Source organism: Paenibacillus sp. NPDC056579 (genome assembly GCF_042793215.1).
Lineage (GTDB): Bacteria > Bacillota > Bacilli > Paenibacillales > NBRC-103111 > Paenibacillus_S.
This window is the reverse complement of sequence record NZ_JBHTVD010000005.1, coordinates 153,351-170,108: the sequence shown is the minus strand read 5'-3', so window position 1 is coordinate 170,108 and position 16,758 is coordinate 153,351. Positions and strand designations below refer to the sequence as shown.

The 16,758-nt window shown below is 52.6% G+C and carries 15 protein-coding genes and 1 pseudogene; 8 read left to right on the top strand and 8 right to left on the bottom strand.

The window, feature by feature from the left end; genetic code table 11:
• Nucleotides 1-113: 113 nt before the first annotated feature.
• Nucleotides 114-404, bottom strand: a complete 291-nt coding sequence (locus ACFQ88_RS20520; RefSeq protein WP_028549983.1) for a YerC/YecD family TrpR-related protein — start codon at nucleotides 402-404, stop codon at nucleotides 114-116.
• A gap of 288 nt (nucleotides 405-692) precedes the next feature.
• On the opposite strand from ACFQ88_RS20520, the gene ACFQ88_RS20515 reads away from it, so the two are divergent.
• On the top strand, nucleotides 693-1,205 hold the full coding sequence (locus ACFQ88_RS20515) for a hypothetical protein (protein ID WP_379456164.1): 513 nt from the start codon (nucleotides 693-695) through the stop codon (nucleotides 1,203-1,205).
• Between the two features lie 170 nt (nucleotides 1,206-1,375).
• Here ACFQ88_RS20515 and ACFQ88_RS20510 read toward each other — a convergent pair whose 3' ends face one another.
• Nucleotides 1,376-1,885, bottom strand: a complete 510-nt coding sequence (locus ACFQ88_RS20510) for a Uma2 family endonuclease (RefSeq protein WP_379456162.1) — start codon at nucleotides 1,883-1,885, stop codon at nucleotides 1,376-1,378.
• A 104-nt stretch (nucleotides 1,886-1,989) separates the two neighbouring features.
• Nucleotides 1,990-2,733, bottom strand: coding sequence for a ThuA domain-containing protein (locus tag ACFQ88_RS20505; RefSeq protein ID WP_379456160.1), 744 nt, complete (start codon nucleotides 2,731-2,733; stop codon nucleotides 1,990-1,992).
• Between the two features lie 205 nt (nucleotides 2,734-2,938).
• Here ACFQ88_RS20505 and ACFQ88_RS20500 point away from each other — a divergent pair, with 205 nt between their 5' ends.
• The 3 genes from ACFQ88_RS20500 to ACFQ88_RS20490 all read left to right on the top strand — a co-directional run bounded on the left by ACFQ88_RS20500 (nucleotide 2,939) and on the right by ACFQ88_RS20490 (nucleotide 6,530).
• Entirely contained in the window at nucleotides 2,939-3,877 is a 939-nt protein-coding gene (locus tag ACFQ88_RS20500) for a helix-turn-helix domain-containing protein (RefSeq protein WP_379456158.1), read from the top strand.
• A gap of 248 nt (nucleotides 3,878-4,125) precedes the next feature.
• Nucleotides 4,126-4,305, top strand: a complete 180-nt coding sequence (locus tag ACFQ88_RS20495; RefSeq protein ID WP_379456156.1) for a hypothetical protein — start codon at nucleotides 4,126-4,128, stop codon at nucleotides 4,303-4,305.
• Nucleotides 4,306-4,496: 191 nt separating this feature from the next.
• Complete coding sequence (locus ACFQ88_RS20490; RefSeq protein ID WP_379456154.1) at nucleotides 4,497-6,530, top strand: penicillin-binding transpeptidase domain-containing protein; 2,034 nt, start codon at nucleotides 4,497-4,499, stop codon at nucleotides 6,528-6,530.
• 994 nt (nucleotides 6,531-7,524) lie between these two features.
• On the opposite strand, the gene ACFQ88_RS20485 is transcribed toward ACFQ88_RS20490, so the two are convergent.
• Together ACFQ88_RS20485 and ACFQ88_RS20480 are read right to left on the bottom strand one after the other, a co-directional pair.
• On the bottom strand, nucleotides 7,525-8,679 hold the full coding sequence (locus ACFQ88_RS20485; protein ID WP_379456152.1) for a glycoside hydrolase family 88 protein: 1,155 nt from the start codon (nucleotides 8,677-8,679) through the stop codon (nucleotides 7,525-7,527).
• A gap of 157 nt (nucleotides 8,680-8,836) precedes the next feature.
• Nucleotides 8,837-11,326: a glycoside hydrolase family 2 protein gene (locus ACFQ88_RS20480; RefSeq protein WP_379456150.1), complete on the bottom strand. Its 2,490-nt coding sequence runs from the start codon at nucleotides 11,324-11,326 to the stop codon at nucleotides 8,837-8,839.
• Nucleotides 11,327-11,497: 171 nt separating this feature from the next.
• On the opposite strand from ACFQ88_RS20480, the gene ACFQ88_RS20475 reads away from it, so the two are divergent.
• On the top strand, nucleotides 11,498-12,355 hold the full coding sequence (locus ACFQ88_RS20475; RefSeq protein ID WP_239635277.1) for an AraC family transcriptional regulator: 858 nt from the start codon (nucleotides 11,498-11,500) through the stop codon (nucleotides 12,353-12,355).
• Between the two features lie 880 nt (nucleotides 12,356-13,235).
• Here the strand turns inward: ACFQ88_RS20475 and ACFQ88_RS20470 are convergent.
• The 3 genes from ACFQ88_RS20470 to ACFQ88_RS20460 form a co-directional block, all read right to left on the bottom strand.
• Nucleotides 13,236-13,772 (bottom strand): P-loop nucleotide/nucleoside kinase family protein, encoded by a 537-nt coding sequence (locus tag ACFQ88_RS20470; protein WP_379456148.1) that lies wholly within the window; start codon nucleotides 13,770-13,772, stop codon nucleotides 13,236-13,238.
• Between the two features lie 161 nt (nucleotides 13,773-13,933).
• Nucleotides 13,934-14,272 carry a hypothetical protein gene (locus tag ACFQ88_RS20465; protein WP_379456146.1) on the bottom strand — a complete coding sequence of 113 codons (339 nt, stop codon included), beginning with the start codon at nucleotides 14,270-14,272 and terminating at the stop codon, nucleotides 13,934-13,936.
• A 48-nt stretch (nucleotides 14,273-14,320) separates the two neighbouring features.
• Nucleotides 14,321-15,187 (bottom strand): AraC family transcriptional regulator, encoded by an 867-nt coding sequence (locus tag ACFQ88_RS20460; protein ID WP_379456144.1) that lies wholly within the window; start codon nucleotides 15,185-15,187, stop codon nucleotides 14,321-14,323.
• Nucleotides 15,188-15,312: 125 nt separating this feature from the next.
• Between ACFQ88_RS20460 and ACFQ88_RS20455 the strand changes: the two genes are divergently transcribed.
• From ACFQ88_RS20455 to ACFQ88_RS20445, 3 genes and pseudogenes are all read left to right on the top strand, one after another.
• On the top strand, nucleotides 15,313-15,609 hold the full coding sequence (locus ACFQ88_RS20455; protein WP_379456142.1) for a hypothetical protein: 297 nt from the start codon (nucleotides 15,313-15,315) through the stop codon (nucleotides 15,607-15,609).
• Entirely contained in the window at nucleotides 15,602-16,390 is a 789-nt protein-coding gene (locus tag ACFQ88_RS20450) for a phytanoyl-CoA dioxygenase family protein (RefSeq protein ID WP_379456140.1), read from the top strand. The genes ACFQ88_RS20455 and ACFQ88_RS20450 overlap by 8 nt, the downstream gene beginning before the upstream one ends.
• A gap of 86 nt (nucleotides 16,391-16,476) precedes the next feature.
• Nucleotides 16,477-16,752, top strand: a pseudogene (locus ACFQ88_RS20445) (S-layer homology domain-containing protein); the annotation flags it as partial.
• Nucleotides 16,753-16,758 lie beyond the last annotated feature (6 nt).

Genomic DNA, 16,758 nt, shown 5'->3' with positions numbered 1-16,758 from the left:
ACCCCACGCAGATGCGGTCCCCGGCAAACAACAGCAAAATGACTGCACGAAGAAAATCCCTCCCGTCATTCGATCGAGAAGGATGATCTCGCTGCTTATGCTCACTCCGGGCGCTAGCGTCCGAGACGCTCCAGCGTCATTTTATAACCGTCGTTCCCATAATTCAGGCACCGCTTCACACGGGAAATCGTAGCCGTGCTGGCTCCGGTCTCCGCCTCGATCTGGTTATAGGTGTTGCCTTTGCGCAGCATCCGGGCTACCTCCAGACGCTGGGACAACGATTGAATCTCGTTTACCGTACACAAATCGTCAAAAAATACATAGCACTCTTCAATATCTTTAAGCGTCAAAACCGCCTCGAACAGCTGGTCGATCGCTTTGTCGTTCAACTTTTTCAATTGCATCGTTCATTCAACCCCTTGATGGTCTGCTGCATTCCTTGTTCAAACTATTCGACATTAACAGGGGAAATCCTCCCGTTAAGATTAGCAATTCTGTACTATTTTTATGCGGTGACGGGCTAAAACCTAGAAATGATACCAAAACCGTGACAGGAGTCCAATCACTACATTCGCCTACCACATAGACTAAATTAGGTAAAATGTCTATGACCATTTTTTCCGGCCCGCATTGTATACCGGCCAAACTCGGCTGTTGCAGCTTGAAATCCATAACAAAGGATCGTGAAACCCGTGAGTTATCATCAAAGACCAACGATAGGCAACCAAGGGGTACCGACACGCAGCTTCCAGCAAGCTCCGTTTTCCGGTGCACAAGGACAATTCCCCGTCCCATATCAAGGAATGGATATGAATATGGGCGGCTTCGCACAACCTCAATCACCCGCAGTTCCTTCCGGCGGTGGAGGTGGCGGCGGCTTGGCCTCGCTGTTTAGCGGATTTGGCGGCGGCGGTGCTGCTGCTGATGCGGGAGCTGCAGGCTCCGGCTTCAACATTGCTCAAATCAAGCAGGTCATCGACCGTCTCGGCGGTATCGAAGGCATTGTTGACACAGTAACCAAAGTACAGCGCATGGTGCAAACTGTACAACAAGTAGCTCCGCTCGTCAAGGTGCTGTTGGGATCGTTCGGCAAAAGCAAATCCAAGGACGATTCGGATGCGGCTCCCAAACGCCGCAGAAAGCGTAAGCGCAAAGCAGCGGCCCCTGCCGGCAAAACCAGAGTGAAGAAGCGCGCAGCCGAATAATTCGGCTCCTCGCAAAGCTTGCGGCCCGCCCTGACCGAACGTTTCGAACGGGGATGGGTCGTAACCATTTTAATGGGAAATAGCTTAGTAAGACAAAAAAAGAGCTGCACCGAACGGTTTCGGGCGGCTCTTTTACCTGTTTAACCATTTATGCCGTACATTAAACGGCTTTATTCGAAAATCTCCTCGTGAGCCAGCTGTATGCCAGCAAAGAGGATCGATTGTTCAACACGCACATACTTGCCGTCCCGGAGATGGTATAGTTCCATTTCTTCTACATAAGGTTTTACAATCCAGTATTCGGTCACACCAAACTGCTCATAAACAGCAAATTTCTCGATTAGATCCCTATCCGCATACTTTTTACCTGGCGATACGATCTCAACCAACAAATCAGGTGCTCCGAATATCCCCTTGTGTTGAACCCTATCCAAACGTTCCGTTGCGACAAAGGATACATCCGGCAACCGGAACTCTTTACGGGTTACATCGCCATGAAGGAACACAGCGGTATTGGACCCAAACACTTTCCCAAGCTTATTGTTGCGAACATGCTGAACCATTAACCCCGTTAAGTTGCTAAAGATAGATTCATGATCTGTGCCGCATAAGGGCAGCACGATCTTTTCCCCGCTCCATAATTCGTAACGTTCATCCGTCTCCCGCTCGAGCATGCTCATCAACTCGTTACTTCCACTGTAACACAAAAAAGCCCGGCAGAAACGGATTGACCGCTCCGGCCGGACTATTTTATTCATACACGGGTTGTGGCTCTAAGGCGGCCTTACCCTTGCTGAGCTTGCTTCGCCTTGATCGGCTCCAGCGGTTTGTGGTTGCCATATACCGGATACTCGCGGGTCGACGGAGCCGCCCATTGAGTAGCGTTGCGGATGACGCGGCGCACTTGCTCGTTGTAATAAGTCGGGTACGTTTCGTGGCCCGGACGGAAGTAGAAGATTTTGCCTTGACCGCGATGGAACGTGCAGCCGCTGCGGAATACTTCTCCACCTTCGAACCAGCTTACCATAATCAGCTCATCCGGCTGCGGAATGTCGAAGTGCTCGCCGTACATTTCTTCGGCTTCCAGCTCGATGTACTGGCCAATGCCTTCCACGATCGGGTGGTTAGGAGCGACAACCCAGATGCGCTCTTTCTCGTCGGCTTCGCGCCATTTGAGATCGCAGGAGGTGCCCATCAGCTTTTTGAAAATTTTGGAGAAGTGGCCGGAATGCAGCACGATCAAGCCCATGCCGCGGAGTACGCGCTGTTGAACGCGATCCACGATAGCATCCTCTACCACGCCATGCGCTTTATGTCCCCACCAGATCAATACGTCGGTGTTTTTCAATTTTTCTTCGGTCAAGCCGTGCTCAGGCTCATCGAGCGTAGCGTAGGATACTTCTACGTCAGCGCCCAGTCCTTCGCCGATCGCTTGATGGATGCCGTTCGGATAAACGGAACGAACCTTTTCGCTTTCTTTTTCATGACGGAATTCGTTCCAGACAGTAACTCTCAGTTTTTGACTCATGAGTTTAATCCCTCCATATTGGTATGGCGTTCGTTTCCTTGATTATATAAGACACCGCTTGCAAAATATATTCTCAAAACTGCCGGATCTGTATGCAAAAATGTCATGACCCGTCCAAACATGCTATACTGGTCTTACCAAGAGCAATCGCTATAGTTATGCAATACTGTCTCCCTTTTTATGGAAACGGAGGTTCGCCACGACAATGACGCTACTCGAGCATGACGAAACGGACGTTCACAACGAGCTCGTCGATTACCAGAATCCTTTGCTCCGCCTGAAAATATGGCAAATTCAAGGTCCCGGCACCACGATTCCCGTCTACAAGGTGCACCGCTGGCATTATCATAAGGAAGTGGAATTCCTCATCATGCAGGAAGGCGGTCTTAACATCCAGACGAAGCACGATACGCGCCTGATGCAGGCCGGGGACGTGTATTTGTTCGGCTCTTCCCAGCTGCACCGGACATGGAAGGCGCTTCCTATACCGCTCAGCTATATAGTGTGCCAGTTCGATTTGTCACAGCATTTTGACGAGAGCACGATGCCTTATTTGCACTATTTCAGCGAGGCCCGCACGCCGCTTGGACAGTTGAATTACATATTTCGCGAGAAGCCGGACGTGCAGCGGCAAGCCTACGACCTTATTATGGACATTTATCACGAAACGCAACACAAATCCAAAGGCTACGAGCTGGCGATCACCGCTGCGATCCGTCGTCTTCTCCTTCTATTGCTGCGCAACGACAGCAGAGATATGCTGCATGGGGCGGATAATGCCGAGCTGATGCGGCTGCAGCCTGCTTTGGACTATGTGGACGCCCACCTGGCCGAGAAAATTAGCATTGAGCAGGCCTGTGCGGTACTCAATTTGAGCTATCATTATTTTATCAAGTATTTCAAAAAGGTTATGGGTCTCTCCTTCATTGACTACGTGAATTATAAACGGATTAAAAAAGCCGAGCGGCTGCTGCTAACCCAGGATGTCTCCATAATGGAAGTCGGAGAAGCGGTCGGGATTCCGAATATGGCGCAATTTTACAAGCTATTTAAGCGCCATAACCAGTGCTCTCCGAAGGAGTTCAAGCATCGGATGCGAGGAGAGGTCAGTTTGGATACCGTCTCTGCGGTAAGCGATGTATGAAGAAGCAGCTCTAATTTGCTTAATAGACTTAATATAATCAGGTAATTACTTCAGCAAGCATTATTTTTGTACGGGCAGATCCTGTCTGCCGGCAATGCTATGTTCTCCTTTTTTTGCGGCTCCTCCCCCGCCCTCTTAGCTAGACTATAAGAATTGAAAACAGGGTGCCTTTTACCTCCAGTTGCCGTATACCCGAAATGAACAGAAAGCCGAATCCTTTTATCAATCATTTCGAAGGAGTGGGTATGATGGCCTTATTCATGCTGCTGGTCATTCCAGCGCTTGGAGTCGTGTGGTTCGCCTGTTTGACCAGCTTTCTGACCAAGCTCAAGCATAATCGTGACACGTTGAGGCCGATCCTGCTCGGATCGGTCGTTACCTTCCTCCTCTTGTTCTGCATCATGTTAGTCCTGATGGAGCTATCTTGATCGATTCAACTAGCAGTGAATCCAATGCCTCAACCATTTTCACGAAAAAATGCCTTATCCTGTATCTCGTATCGGCATGCCTGTACGCGTCATCAGCGTTTTATAAGGGGAATATCAGAGTACAGCCATGTTTCCTTTCCATAATTATCTATACAATGAATTGCGAAGGAAACGTAAGGGATGGTGTTTGGATGAAAAAGAACCCTATAGCGGCGTGGAGCCGCTTGTTTGCTTTAGTATGCGTTTTGACAGCCCTTGCCGGCTGCAAACATAACGAACCTGTTCCAGAGGAAGCGATGCGGGCGTTCACGGACGCCTGGCAGCAAAAACGGTACGAAGCGATGTACGACTGGCTCACAGCCGAAGCGAAGCAAAAGATCGCCCAAGAGGCGTTCGTCACCCGGCACAAGGCTATTTATGAAGGCATCGGGATGAGCGGATTCGCCCTGGATTGGCAGCCTGTCGAGCAGGACCCGAGCAGCAGAGAATTGAAGGACCGCAAATCGTATACTCTGCACGTCAAAATGGATACCACCTACGGTCCGGTCGCTTTCGATCAGACGGCTCTCGTCATGAAAGAAGAAGGAAATTGGCGCATCCAGTGGGATTCGACCTATATTCACCCGAAGCTTGGGGACAAGGATAAAGTGCGGGTGGAGGAAACGCGTCCGGAACGCGGGGAAATCCTCGATCGCGAAGGCTTCGGCCTTGCCGTTAACGCGGAAAAGCTGGAGGTCGGCATCATCCCGAAAAAGCTGCCTGAGCAGTCCGATGAAGCCATCGCCAAGCTCGCCGAGCTGTTGAAGCTGAATCCGAAGGATATCCAAGCCCAGCTGAAAGCGACTTGGGTCAAACCGGATTACTTCGTGCCCGTGACCATTGTTCCGGAAGGCGATAACCGGCTCGAAGCGCTCGCTGCCATTCCAGGCGTTACCTACCGCAAGAAAAAGGTCCGCTCCTACCCGCTGGAGGAAGCGGCAGCGCATATGGTCGGCTACATAGGCAAAGTCAATCAGGAAGAGCTCACGAAATACAAGGACAAAGGCTACGGGACCGACGACTGGATCGGTAAAGCCGGACTTGAGCTGTCACTCGAATCGAAGCTGCGCGGAACCGCCGGAGGGCGTATCTACATCGTCGATGCCGACGGCAAGGAGAAGGCGACCCTCGCCAAGCGCGATGCGGTCAACGGTGAAACGGTCAAGCTAACCATCGACTCGCATCTGCAATCGATGATGTATCAGCAGCTGGCTCAGGACTCCGGCGCGGCGAGCGCCATTCATCCGATGACGGGCGAAGTGCTGGCTTTGGTTAGCGCTCCTTCGTATAACCCGAACTTTTTTATCAGCGGCGTGACCGCCGAGCAGTGGAAGCAGTGGAACGAAGACCCGAACAAGCCGTTGTTGAACCGGTTCGCCCGCGCTTATGCGCCGGGTTCTGCCTTTAAGCCGATTACCGCCGCCATTGCACTGCAGGAGAACCTGCTCGACCCCAATGCGGAGAAAACGATTGAAGGCAAGCAGTGGAAAAAAGACTCCTCCTGGGGGAATTACTATGTGACCCGGGTATCGTCGTCGCAAAGCGCGGTCAATCTGTCCAAGGCGATGATGTATTCGGACAATATTTATTTCGCGCAGGTCGCTCTGGACATGGGCGAGCAGAAGTTCATGAAGGACGCGGGACAATTCGGCTTCGGAGAAAAGCTGTCTCTGCCGCTCGCCTTCGATACATCGTCGCTGTCCAACACGCCGAAGATGAAAAATGACGTCCAGCTCGCGGACTCCGGCTACGGCCAGGGCGAGGTCGTAATGAACGCGCTCCATGTCGCGACGACCTACACCGTATTCACGAACGGCGGCACGATGCTCAAGCCTTTGCTGATTCTTAGTGAGGGAACGAAGCCTGAGCCTTGGAAAAGCGGGCTGCTGCGGCCCGACGTCGTCCAGACGGTGACCGACAAAATGGTCGAGGTCATCGAAAACCCGGCCGGTACTGGGCACTCCGCGCTGATCAACGGCATCAAGCTCGCCGGAAAAACCGGCACGGCCGAGCTGAAGCAAAAGAAAGACACCGCCGGACAGGAGAACGGCTGGTTCGTCGCCTTCAACACCGACAATCCGCGCCTGCTCGTCGCGCTGATGGTCGAAAACGTCCAGGACCACGGCGGCAGCCGTTACCTGAGCGGCAAGATCAGCTCGATCTTCACGTATTATGTGAAGAAGTGAATGTGGTAAAGCAGTGCACCGTGTTGATATCAACGGTGGCAAGGTTAGGGAAGCCCGCACGTTTGGTGCGGGCTTTTGGTGTTGCGAGGCGCGGGCGGCCCTCTTCCGACTCTGTAAGTCGGAAATTCCGCGTTACAGCCGCTCGCCTCGCTCGGGGTTTCTCTGTAAAGCGGAATATCCGCTTTACAAACTGCCTGCGAGGCGCAGGCGCCCCTCTTCCGACTCTGTAAGTCGGAAATTCCGCGTTACGGCCGCTCGCCTCGCTCGGGGTTTCTCTGTAAAGCGGAATATCCGCTTTACAACAGGCCTGCGAGGCGCGGGCGGCCCTCTTCCGACTCTGTAAGTCGGAAATTCCGCGTTACGGCCGCTCGCCTCGCTCGGGGTTTCTCTGTAAAGCGGAATATCCGCTTTACAAACTGCCTGCGAGGCGCGGGCGGCCCTCTTCCGACTCTGTAAGTCGGAAATTCCGCGTTACGGCCGCTCGCCTCGCTCAGATTTTCTCTGTAAAGCGGAATATCCGCTTTACAACAGGCCTGCGAGGCGCAGGCGGCCTTCTTCCGACTCCGTAAGTCGGAAATTCCGCGCTACAGCCGCTCGCCTCGATCGGGGTTTCCTCTGTAAAGCGGAAAATCCGCTTTACAGTCATGCCTCCGAGGCAAGCACAGCCTTCTGCCTCGCTCTTACACTGCCCAACAAAAAAAGCTCCCTCTTGTTATCTCGAACAAGAGGGAGCTCAGCCTTTGAAGAAACCCGTCTAACTCAAAAATGCTAATGGGGTTAGGTGAGGTACCTTCTGCAGGAGCGTAAGCGACCGCCTTTGTTTTCAGGAAAATACCGCTGAAAAGCGATAAATTAAAGATTTCCTGAAAACAACAGCGGCCGGAAGAAGGTACCCACCGGGATACCCTGCTGCATTTTCATCCCCTCACGGGTTTCTCAAAAAACAAGCTCCCTCTTGTCAAAAAACAACAAGAGGGAGCTTTTTCTCCAAATCTTAGAAAATACGGTTTTTCCAGCCCAACAGCTTGGCGATAGCTTCAACGTAGTAGTAGTCTCCGTAGATCAGGGAGACGTTGACGTTTTGGTTAGCCGGCTTGTTGCCGGTGCCTTCTACCAAAATCGCCTCGTGCTCGGGACGATCCCAAGTCGCATAGTTTTGCGTCAGCGACAGCAGGATGCGCTCTGCCGCATCACGGTATGGCTTGCCTTCAATGCCTGGCAGCGCGTCAGCGATCTCGATCAAGCCGGAGGCTGCGCAGGATGCTGCGGATGTGTCGCGCGGCTCTTCAGCCAACGACTCGGCTGCACGGAAATCCCAATGCGCCACATGGTCTTCCGGCAGCATAGAAAGGAAATAATGCGCAACGCGCTGTGCAGCGCGCAAATATTTCATTTCGCCCGTAAAGCGATAGGTGTTCGCCATGCCGTGCAGCGCCCATGCAGCACCACGGCTCCAGGAGGAGAGAGGTGCTGCGCCTTGGCCGCCGAGCGACTCGATGAATTCGCCAGTCTCCGGATTGAAGCTGACAATGTGGTTCACAGAGCCGTCCTCGCGGATGAAGTGATTGACTACTGTATCCGCATGAGCTTTACCGATATGGCTGAAGCGAGGATCTTTGATCTCCTCTGCAGCCCAGAACAAGATCGACAGGTTCATCGAGGAGTCTACGATGGACCAGCCGATTTTTTCCTGATTCCATGCGCGCAGGAAGTTGCCTGCGATGTTGAAGCGGCCTGCAAGGAAGTTAGCAGCCGTCAAACCGCGGCGCTTGCCGTCTTCGTCGCCGGTCAGCTTGTATTTGATAACAGCCGTAGGCAAGTATTGGAAACCTACGTCATGATGATAGTTGTTCGCTTGAATCGATTTTTGCTCGAGCTTCTCGTCCCATACCCAAGCTGCTTGCTTGTAGTGCTCTTTGCCCGTCATTTCGTGCATAATCCAGAGGATGCCCGGCCAGAAACCGGAAGTCCACCAGTCGTGACGCATATCGTCGTATACGCCAGTAGCTGCCGGAGCTACGTGAGGGGATTTGTCCCCGATTTGCGTAATCATGCGGTCTACTTTTTCCTGCAATGCTTCCCAAATGTGAGGCAATGCTTCCTGCAAACTGCTTGCTTGCTTCAACTTGCTTGTATCCACTGCTGTCATGGTTAGAAATCCTCCTTTGAAATGTCCATCGTTTTTTATAGTGAGGGATGCGCCTTAGGCAGCCGAGCGTAAGCTTCGATGACGACTTTCGCTTGTCCGATCCGCCCGGTGCCCGGCACATCCGATGAATCCGGTTTTCCCTATTCCGCTTGCAGTATTAGATCGTAATAAAAGCTGTCGACAAGCCTGCACTTGCCACGCTGACAACGGAAACCGACTCGCGTTTTACCGACGCACCGCCAGCGCCGCCGCCCGATGAAGGACCTCCTGCGGATACGAAGCCGGTAACCGGCACGCTTGCCGCTGCGCCTCCGTCAGGATCGATCACGATACGAGCGCGACCGTTGGTCATCTGAATCAAGCTGGAGCCGCGCACCGTACCTTGACGGTCGATCAGCTTGCCGTCGCCGGTCAAGCCGAAGCGTACGAAGTTCAGCGCATCAAGGCACAGCACTCCGTTAGCGTCGTACGCTAGAGCTTCGACAACGATGTTGCCGTCGTTCTGCTTTTGGGCGTTCAGCCTAATATCGGCCGGTGCTCCCCAAGCTTCGGTCTGATACTCGAACGACAGCTCATCCGTTACGGTAACGCCGTCCTTGGTCGCTACTACCTTCACATGATTCGTGCCTTTTTGCAGCACGGTTTCCCAGCGAAGGCCTGCGGCCGGGAAGTTTTGCGAGTTGCGCTGCTTCACGCCAAGGCTCGTTCCGTTCAGGAACAGCTCGGCTTCCGTGCAGTTAGAATACACTTTAATGCTCTTAAGCTCGCCTTCTTGACCCCAGCGAACCGGCATAGTATGGCCGTAAATCCGCGCCATAGGCTTCTCTGTCCAGTACGATTGGTACACGTAGTACGCTTCTTTTTTGGTGAAATCGCGTTCGATGATTCCTTTCATATTCAAGTACGGAATCGGCGAATCCGGACGTACCGGCGTCGCAAAATCTTTGAACGCCCACTGTGCCGCGCCTGTCAGCCAGTCCATTTTTTCCTGCGATTTCAAATACCAGTCGATCATCTCGCAGAAATACGTCTCCGACCAGTCGCCGTCGCGGGATACACGAGGCTCCCCGCCTGTCAGCAGGTAATCTCCGTCACGCTCGTCCGTGTCGCCTTCGCCGCTCTTGATGAACTCGAAGCCGGTAAACGTTTTTTCTACATGGCGCGTCGCCAAGTTGTCCGCACCCCACTCCATATGGAAAAAGGAGTCGACATTCTCGAACGCCTGGCGGCTGCTTGATTCATAATCGGTATAAATACCGCGGTACCAGCCCGCCCAAATCGAAGGCGAGTAGACATCGATAATATCTTTGCAGAATTCACAGCGGCGAATCGCCGTCAAACGGCTTGGATCCAGCTGATGCGACAAATCGTGAAGCTCCTTCATGAAGCGGCGGATTTCTTCCTGGTCGAAATAGTCGAAGTCGCACTCCCAATCGTTCTCGTTGCCGAGTCCCCACAAAATAACGGAAGGATGATTGTAATGCTGCTCGATCATCGCGGTCAGCATGTCGCGGCATTGTTGACGGTACTGCTCTCCGCCCAAGCCGCCGCGGCACCAAGGAATTTCCTCCCACACGAGGATGCCGAGCTCGTCGCACAGATCCAGAATGATCCGGGACTGCTGGTAATGGCCGAGACGAATGAAGTTCGCGCCCATGTCCTTGATCAGCTGCATTTCTGTACGCATCATCTCTTCGGTCATCGCCGGGCCTACGCCTGCATGGTCTTCATGGCGATGAGTTCCGCGCAGCAGCAATCGCTCTCCGTTCAGCTTGAACGGTCCGTGCTTCACGAATTCGAAGCTGCGAACGCCGAAGCGCTCTGTCTGCTCCGTACGGCCGTATGCGCCTTCCAGCTCCACCGTGCAGCTGTACAAGTACGGCGCGTCCGTCGTCCACAATGTCGGTTTGGCCAGCTCGTGAACCGCAAGCTCTTTGGCCCCCGTCCACGGCTTCTCTTTCAATTGGAACGAAGCCAGCTCGCTGCCTTCACGGTCGCGAAGCGTCACCTTCAGAGCCAGCTCCTCCTGCAGCCCTTGCGGGTTGTACAGAGTGGCGCGAACGGCCACACGGCAGCTTGCGTGATCTGCTGACAGCTGAGGCTCGACATGCACCTGCTGCAGGGATACCGCCGGCACATAGACGAGATTCAGATAGCGGTAGATGCCGCCATACAGGTTAAAATCGCTCGCGTCCGACGGAATCGTCTCCAATTCGCGGCTGTTGTCGCAGGCGATAGCTACCGGAATCAGACCTTTGTAGCGCTCGATTTCGCGTGCTTGCGCGGCTGCTTCCGTAATATCTACCGTGAACTCGTCGTAGCCGCCCAGATGCGACCCGATTTTGTTCGTATATACATAGACGTCCGTACGCTGGCCCGCTCCTTCAAAATGAAGCAGCGTTCTGCCCTGCGGGTACGGGTTGTTCACTTCCAGCTTGTTGCGGTACCAGCCTTGGCCCTGATAATATTTGCCGTCCGGGTCCAATACATCCAGCCCGTTGTACGAATGCGGCAGCTCTACCTTATGCCACGGCACGTTGTAATGATTTTGCAGCTTGTCCTGACGCCATACTTCCCACGGTCCACCCAGGCTTCCCCGGTGGTGCTCCCATTGCTCGATCAGTCTTTGCTTGATCAATGTATCCACACTCCGTTAGTCGATTAGTAAACTTGTTTAGTGGCTATTTTACTCGGAGGCACGCTGTGCCTATCATGTATAAGCTTATCAAAAAATGCTTCCCCATTGTTTGGTGCGTTTATGATAAAATGTTGTTATATTACGGTTGAGCTAACAAAGGCGGTGCTCCTCTTGAAAATTATGAACTACATGAATCTGAACCGGCATCCCGTACAGTTATCTTTTGCCAAAAACCGGACGCACGATTTCGTCGAAATTTTTCATGCCCATCAAGGAATGGAGCTGCTATACGTGCACGAAGGCAGCGGCAGCATCATCGTCAACCAGCAGATCGTGAAGCTGAGTCCCGGCAGCCTCTTCTTTTTTCGTCCGTTTCAGCTGCACCGAATTCAGCTCAGGCTGAATCCCGGAGAATCGTACATCCGTTCTTTTTTTGTGTTCGAGCCTGCCGAGCTGGAGCGGTATCTTGCTCCGTTTGGTTCCTTGCAGTCTTTTTTTCATTGGGTGTGGAAGGAGCCTATCGCCTATCAGGTGTTCGCCGACCTGCCGCAGGACGATATGCACGCTTTACTCGAACATCATCGCCAGCATATCAATAAAGCCTCGGAGGAGCATTTGCTGGAAGAACAAATGTTCTTTTTGGTGACGCTCTTGCACAAGCTAAAAGCCTATTGGGCGCCCGAAGAAGAGCATTCGGTTCTCCCCCTTCGCAAAAAATCCACCGGAGCGGAGCAGGTCATGGAATGGATCGAGGAGCATTATATGGAGGAATTTCATCTCGATGAGCTGGCCAAGGCCGTCCATCTGTCGCCTAATCATGTATCCGCTGTCTTCAGGCAAACCGTCGGCACCAGCATTACCGAATATTTGACCGCGCGGCGTATCCGCCAGGCATGCTGGCTGTTGAAAACTACCGACCTTACCGTCCAGGAAGTCGGCCGTTCTATCGGGTTGAGCAATTTCCCTTATTTTTGCCAGCTGTTCAAAAAGCACGTAGGGTTAAGCCCTTACCGTTTCAAGCGTTCTTCGGCTCAGTAACCAGGTATGCTGGTTGTTTCGTTCAAGTGAGTGGTGCTGAACGCTTCGGCGTGCAGCTTCTATTGGAGGACAGGCTGTCGGTAAGCCCGGCTAGAAGATCTATGCTTATTGCTATTTTGGGGCGAGGCAGTCCTGGTGGAGTTTAGCGAATCCTCGGCGTGGGCGCGCGTTGCGGCACTGAGCGGCGGCCGATCGAACCCCGCGCGGGCGCTAGCGTCCTTTTTTAGGCGATAAATGAAAAGGCCCCGCAAGAGGTTTCTCTTAGGGGCTCTGCCTGCAGCTTTTTTCAGTTTCGTGAGTTTCTCCACAAACGAATCAAACGGGTTAGATGCACGATAGAGATCATTGCAGATTTTGTTGCGGACCGTAGATCCGTTATTTTACCAAAAACAGCTATATTCGCAGGGTGATCGGACAACAGATCCTTTATTTAGTCAAAATTCACTGTTTTCGCCGGGAAAATTATCAAATAACGTACTCCATGTCCGATCACGCTCCAAAAGCAGCATATTTCCAGTGAATAACGGATCTCCTGTCCGATAGCCCACCAGTCCGAGGAGGAGACTCTCCCATACACTTGTGCCAAAGGATTCTAGTGCAAGCAGGAAGATGGGAGAGCCCCGCACGGTAACCAGCGGTTTTTTAAAAGCGCTCATTAGGGATCAAATTGACTAAGGAGCATCCCTGGATCCCTAGGCTTTCGGCCAGGTTTTGTTTAAACCCGGACTACGCCCCGATGAGCGAGGCTAAATTCCCCCCCGCTTCGGTATGGTTCGGCCATTAACACTGACCTCTATCGCATGTATTACCTTGGGACTCTTTCTCCTGAGTCTCTGCTGATGTTTCCTCGACCAGCCCCGCTTTGGACTCTTCCTTCGTCCTACGCCTTCACCAGCGCCTCTGTCTCAGCCCGCCGCAAGATCTCCTGCACCGTCTCCTCCGGCGTCAGCTTCGAAGTGTCCAGCCACAAGCCGAGCCGCGGCGTCTCCATATGCAAAATCTCGTTCAACCCGGCAACCGACCAGGGGCCGTAGCCTTTTTTCGACCGTCCCGCTTCCCTTAGAGCCACTGTCTCCTCATCGGGCGTAAGAACTACGACGTACAAAGGCGTTCTGCCCACGTAGTCGGCAAATTGCTGCAGCATCGGGCCAATGACGACGTCCTGGACGACCACCGTGAAGCCTGCATCATAGTAAGCGTCGGCCGATGATGCGGCAAGCCGGTACCGGAGCTCAAGCTGCCGGACCGCCTCCTGCGAAGCTTCGGGAAGCATCTCCTTCCGACCTTGGACGATCATTTTCCTAAACACATCTCCGCGCAAATGAACCGACTTATCGAACTGCCGCGATAGCAGCTCGGCGACCGTCGACTTCCCGCTGGCCATAATGCCGGTAATGAGAAAAATTCCGCGTTCCATATGTTATCCTCCTCCTCTTATGTCAGACCAAAGCTCCACTACTACTATCACTGTAGTCCGGGCGAGCAGTCTTTGGAAGAGAAGGTTTGCTTATAACCGTTCGTTCCCGATTGATCATGCAGCAGCACCTGTCGTCACAATTACGGATAACGCATGCTACCTTATAAGTCCTCGAAGCCGGCAAAAAGATAAATGATCAAGCTGATACAAACAATATGAACCGCCGCAAAGCCTGCATGCACGGAAAATCTCCACCGCTCCTCTTCATGATGCTTATGGAGGCTGCGCTTGGCGTAATTCCGGAATTTCAACAAAAGGTAGCCAAAAAAATTGGAGACGACCAGTCCCAGCAGCAGCCATTTAGAAACCGTTATGAACGCCGGCGTGTTGTTGACGTTAGGAATGAGCAGCCACTGCAGCGATTCGAAGGAAAGCAAGGCTAGCACAAAAACCCATGCGAGAAATTGGCATACCATGGCTATGGTTATATTCGTGTGCACTAGAACACACCATTTTCCATAATAAACCATATTCTCACAGCTATCCCATCACGATTCAGTGATATCATCCTCTTCAGCGATATAGGCTTTTCCCGACGCTTTACGGTAATCCGACGGGGAGAGACCGCTCTGCTTTTTGAATATCCGCGAAAAATAATACAGCTCCAAGCCGATCTCATCGGCAACGGCCGAGACGGACATCTCCGTTGTAGCGAGCATCCGGCGCGCTTTTTCGAGACGCTTTTTATTGATATATACAATGGGGGACAAGCCCATCATCGATTTGAAATAATGCATGAAATAATTCGGGTGAAAATGAACGAGCTTTGCCAAATCCTCCACCGTGATCGGTTCGGCCAGATGCCGTTCGATATAGGACAGCACGATGTTGATCTTCGAGGTGCTGGATGTCGAGGCTAAATGCAGCTGCGATTCCGACTGCTCGATAAATTCGGATATAATCTCGAACAAAATCGATTTGATGCGCAGCGGCGCCGTAACCGCAGAACTGGTATGCAGCTCCAACAGCTGCTTGAACTGGGCTTCGAGCCTCGGCTCGTCCTTTACGTCAATCCAATGGGGAAGCTCCAGCATTTGAAACAGGTTGACGTCCCCCACCGTTGCGGAGAAGTGGCACCAGTATTTGCCGAGCGGATTGACGGCATCGGGAGCGTAAGACAGCTTCATTCCTGCTGGAAGCAAGTACAGCTGCCCCGGCTCCGGATAATAATCTTTGCCGCGAATATGGATCCAGCCCCCGCCTTCCCGAATGAAGTAGAAGCGATTCACGTCCGTCATCATGTTCGTTGTGCGCCAATTGGCGCCGACCTTGGTATAGTGCGCCATCTGCAGCGTGATTTGCGTATTGTCCAAGTAGCTGCGCATCAGCTGCTGCTGCAATTTTACCTGATCCATGTCATCCTCCTACCCGACCAAAAACGCCTTAGGATTGTGCAAATGTTTGCTATTATCATACATCGTATTAACCCTCTTTGCATACTAGAATTATATGTGTAAGCCATGTATTGAAGGAGGATGAAATGAAGATGAGCGTTACCCGGCAGCAAATCTTAATTTTGCATTTAAGCGATCCCGATCTCGAATCCCGCACTGTAGCCTGGGCTCTCTATGACAGCACAATCCCGAAAGGTCAGCTGCAAATGAACACGGGCGATTCCAATGAGCCTATGTACGGTTCGGTGCTTGACGCCATGCGGGACGGCTGGAACGTTATTCAACTCCCGTCGCCGCCTATTTTCCGCACCGGATTCGAGCATGAGCTTGGACACCTGCCTTATGAATACGTTTTGGAAAGAAAGGTGACGATCGATGAGTAGCGTAGAAAAACATCATCTCCTTACCGCAAAGCAAATGGCTGATTTCGCTGTCAACGGCTTTCTGAAGCTCGATGAGCTCGTACCTCAGGAGTTGAATGAAGCCGCTTACAAGGAACAGCGTGAATATACCGGACCCGGTGGCCGATACTGGTTCGAGTCCAAAGTGATCCGTGAGATTTTTGAGCTGCCGCAAGTAAAAGGTGCTATTCAAAGCTTCGTCGGTACAGCGCCGGTCTACGATCATTCGTTTATGCATATTGTCCGCGCCAAGCATCTGAAGGGCCAAACCTACCACGCCGACTCCGTGATCGATACCCGCGAGTTTGGCTTCGATATCCAAGCCTTCTACTTCTCCCATGACGCGCCGGATGAAATGGGCCCTACTCTCGTACTGCCCGGCTCGCATTTGCGCAAAGTAAGCAACGGCAGCATTGGACGACACAAGAACATCGTCGGGCAAAAGCGCATGGTGTCCAAGGCCGGCACGATCGGCTTCCTGCACCACGGCATCTGGCACTGTGCGCAGCCGAACTTCACGGACCAGACCCGCTACGTATTCAAGCTGAGGCTGCGTCCGGGTCAAGAGCAGCGCGCCCTGTTTAATACCGACGGATACGACAGCCCGGAGGTGCGCGAGGTGTTCCGTAAGGCGTACCATCCTTGGTGCGGGGACGAAGCCCGCGTCAACCAGATCCAAACCGCCAAGTTCTGGCGTTATCTGTGCGGCGACAACAAAGTCGACACGTCGTTCGAAGGCGTGCTTACCCGCATGGGTATTTAACAAAAAGACGCATCCTACCCGGGTGCGTTCTTTTTTTGCGGTGGTAATGGGAAAATTTTTAATTTCAAGAAAAATTAAGATGACGAATGAGACGATCGTATGTAAAAATAGGAACATCGATTTATTTACATATGCCGAGCAAAGGACTGGTTACCCACATGAAGCGCCCTCTATCTCTTTCATTATCGACCTTATTACTGCTAGGATCACTAGTCCCTTACAGCACCATGGCGGCATCTTCTGTCTTTACGGATGTTCCGGATACGCTGCCGAGTGCTCCCTACATCATGGAGCTGTACAACAAACAAATTCTCGACGGAGTCGATACGAATCGTTTCGCTCCGGATGCGCCGCTTACGCGGGAGCAG

Bases quoted from the DNA above. Each gene is read 5' to 3' on its own strand.
- ACFQ88_RS20450 (WP_379456140.1), top strand. From the start codon at position 15,602: ATGAGTAGCGTAGAAAAACATCATCTCCTTACCGCAAAGCAAATGGCT.
- ACFQ88_RS20495 (WP_379456156.1), top strand. From the start codon at position 4,126: ATGGCCTTATTCATGCTGCTGGTCATTCCAGCGCTTGGAGTCGTGTGG.
- ACFQ88_RS20455 (WP_379456142.1), top strand. From the start codon at position 15,313: ATGAAGATGAGCGTTACCCGGCAGCAAATCTTAATTTTGCATTTAAGC.
- ACFQ88_RS20460 (WP_379456144.1), bottom strand. From the start codon at position 15,187: ATGGATCAGGTAAAATTGCAGCAGCAGCTGATGCGCAGCTACTTGGAC.
- ACFQ88_RS20510 (WP_379456162.1), bottom strand. From the start codon at position 1,885: ATGAGCATGCTCGAGCGGGAGACGGATGAACGTTACGAATTATGGAGC.
- ACFQ88_RS20520 (WP_028549983.1), bottom strand. From the start codon at position 404: ATGCAATTGAAAAAGTTGAACGACAAAGCGATCGACCAGCTGTTCGAG.
- ACFQ88_RS20475 (WP_239635277.1), top strand. From the start codon at position 11,498: ATGAACTACATGAATCTGAACCGGCATCCCGTACAGTTATCTTTTGCC.
- ACFQ88_RS20485 (WP_379456152.1), bottom strand. From the start codon at position 8,679: ATGACAGCAGTGGATACAAGCAAGTTGAAGCAAGCAAGCAGTTTGCAG.
- ACFQ88_RS20470 (WP_379456148.1), bottom strand. From the start codon at position 13,772: ATGGAACGCGGAATTTTTCTCATTACCGGCATTATGGCCAGCGGGAAG.
- ACFQ88_RS20500 (WP_379456158.1), top strand. From the start codon at position 2,939: ATGACGCTACTCGAGCATGACGAAACGGACGTTCACAACGAGCTCGTC.
- ACFQ88_RS20505 (WP_379456160.1), bottom strand. From the start codon at position 2,733: ATGAGTCAAAAACTGAGAGTTACTGTCTGGAACGAATTCCGTCATGAA.
- ACFQ88_RS20490 (WP_379456154.1), top strand. From the start codon at position 4,497: ATGAAAAAGAACCCTATAGCGGCGTGGAGCCGCTTGTTTGCTTTAGTA.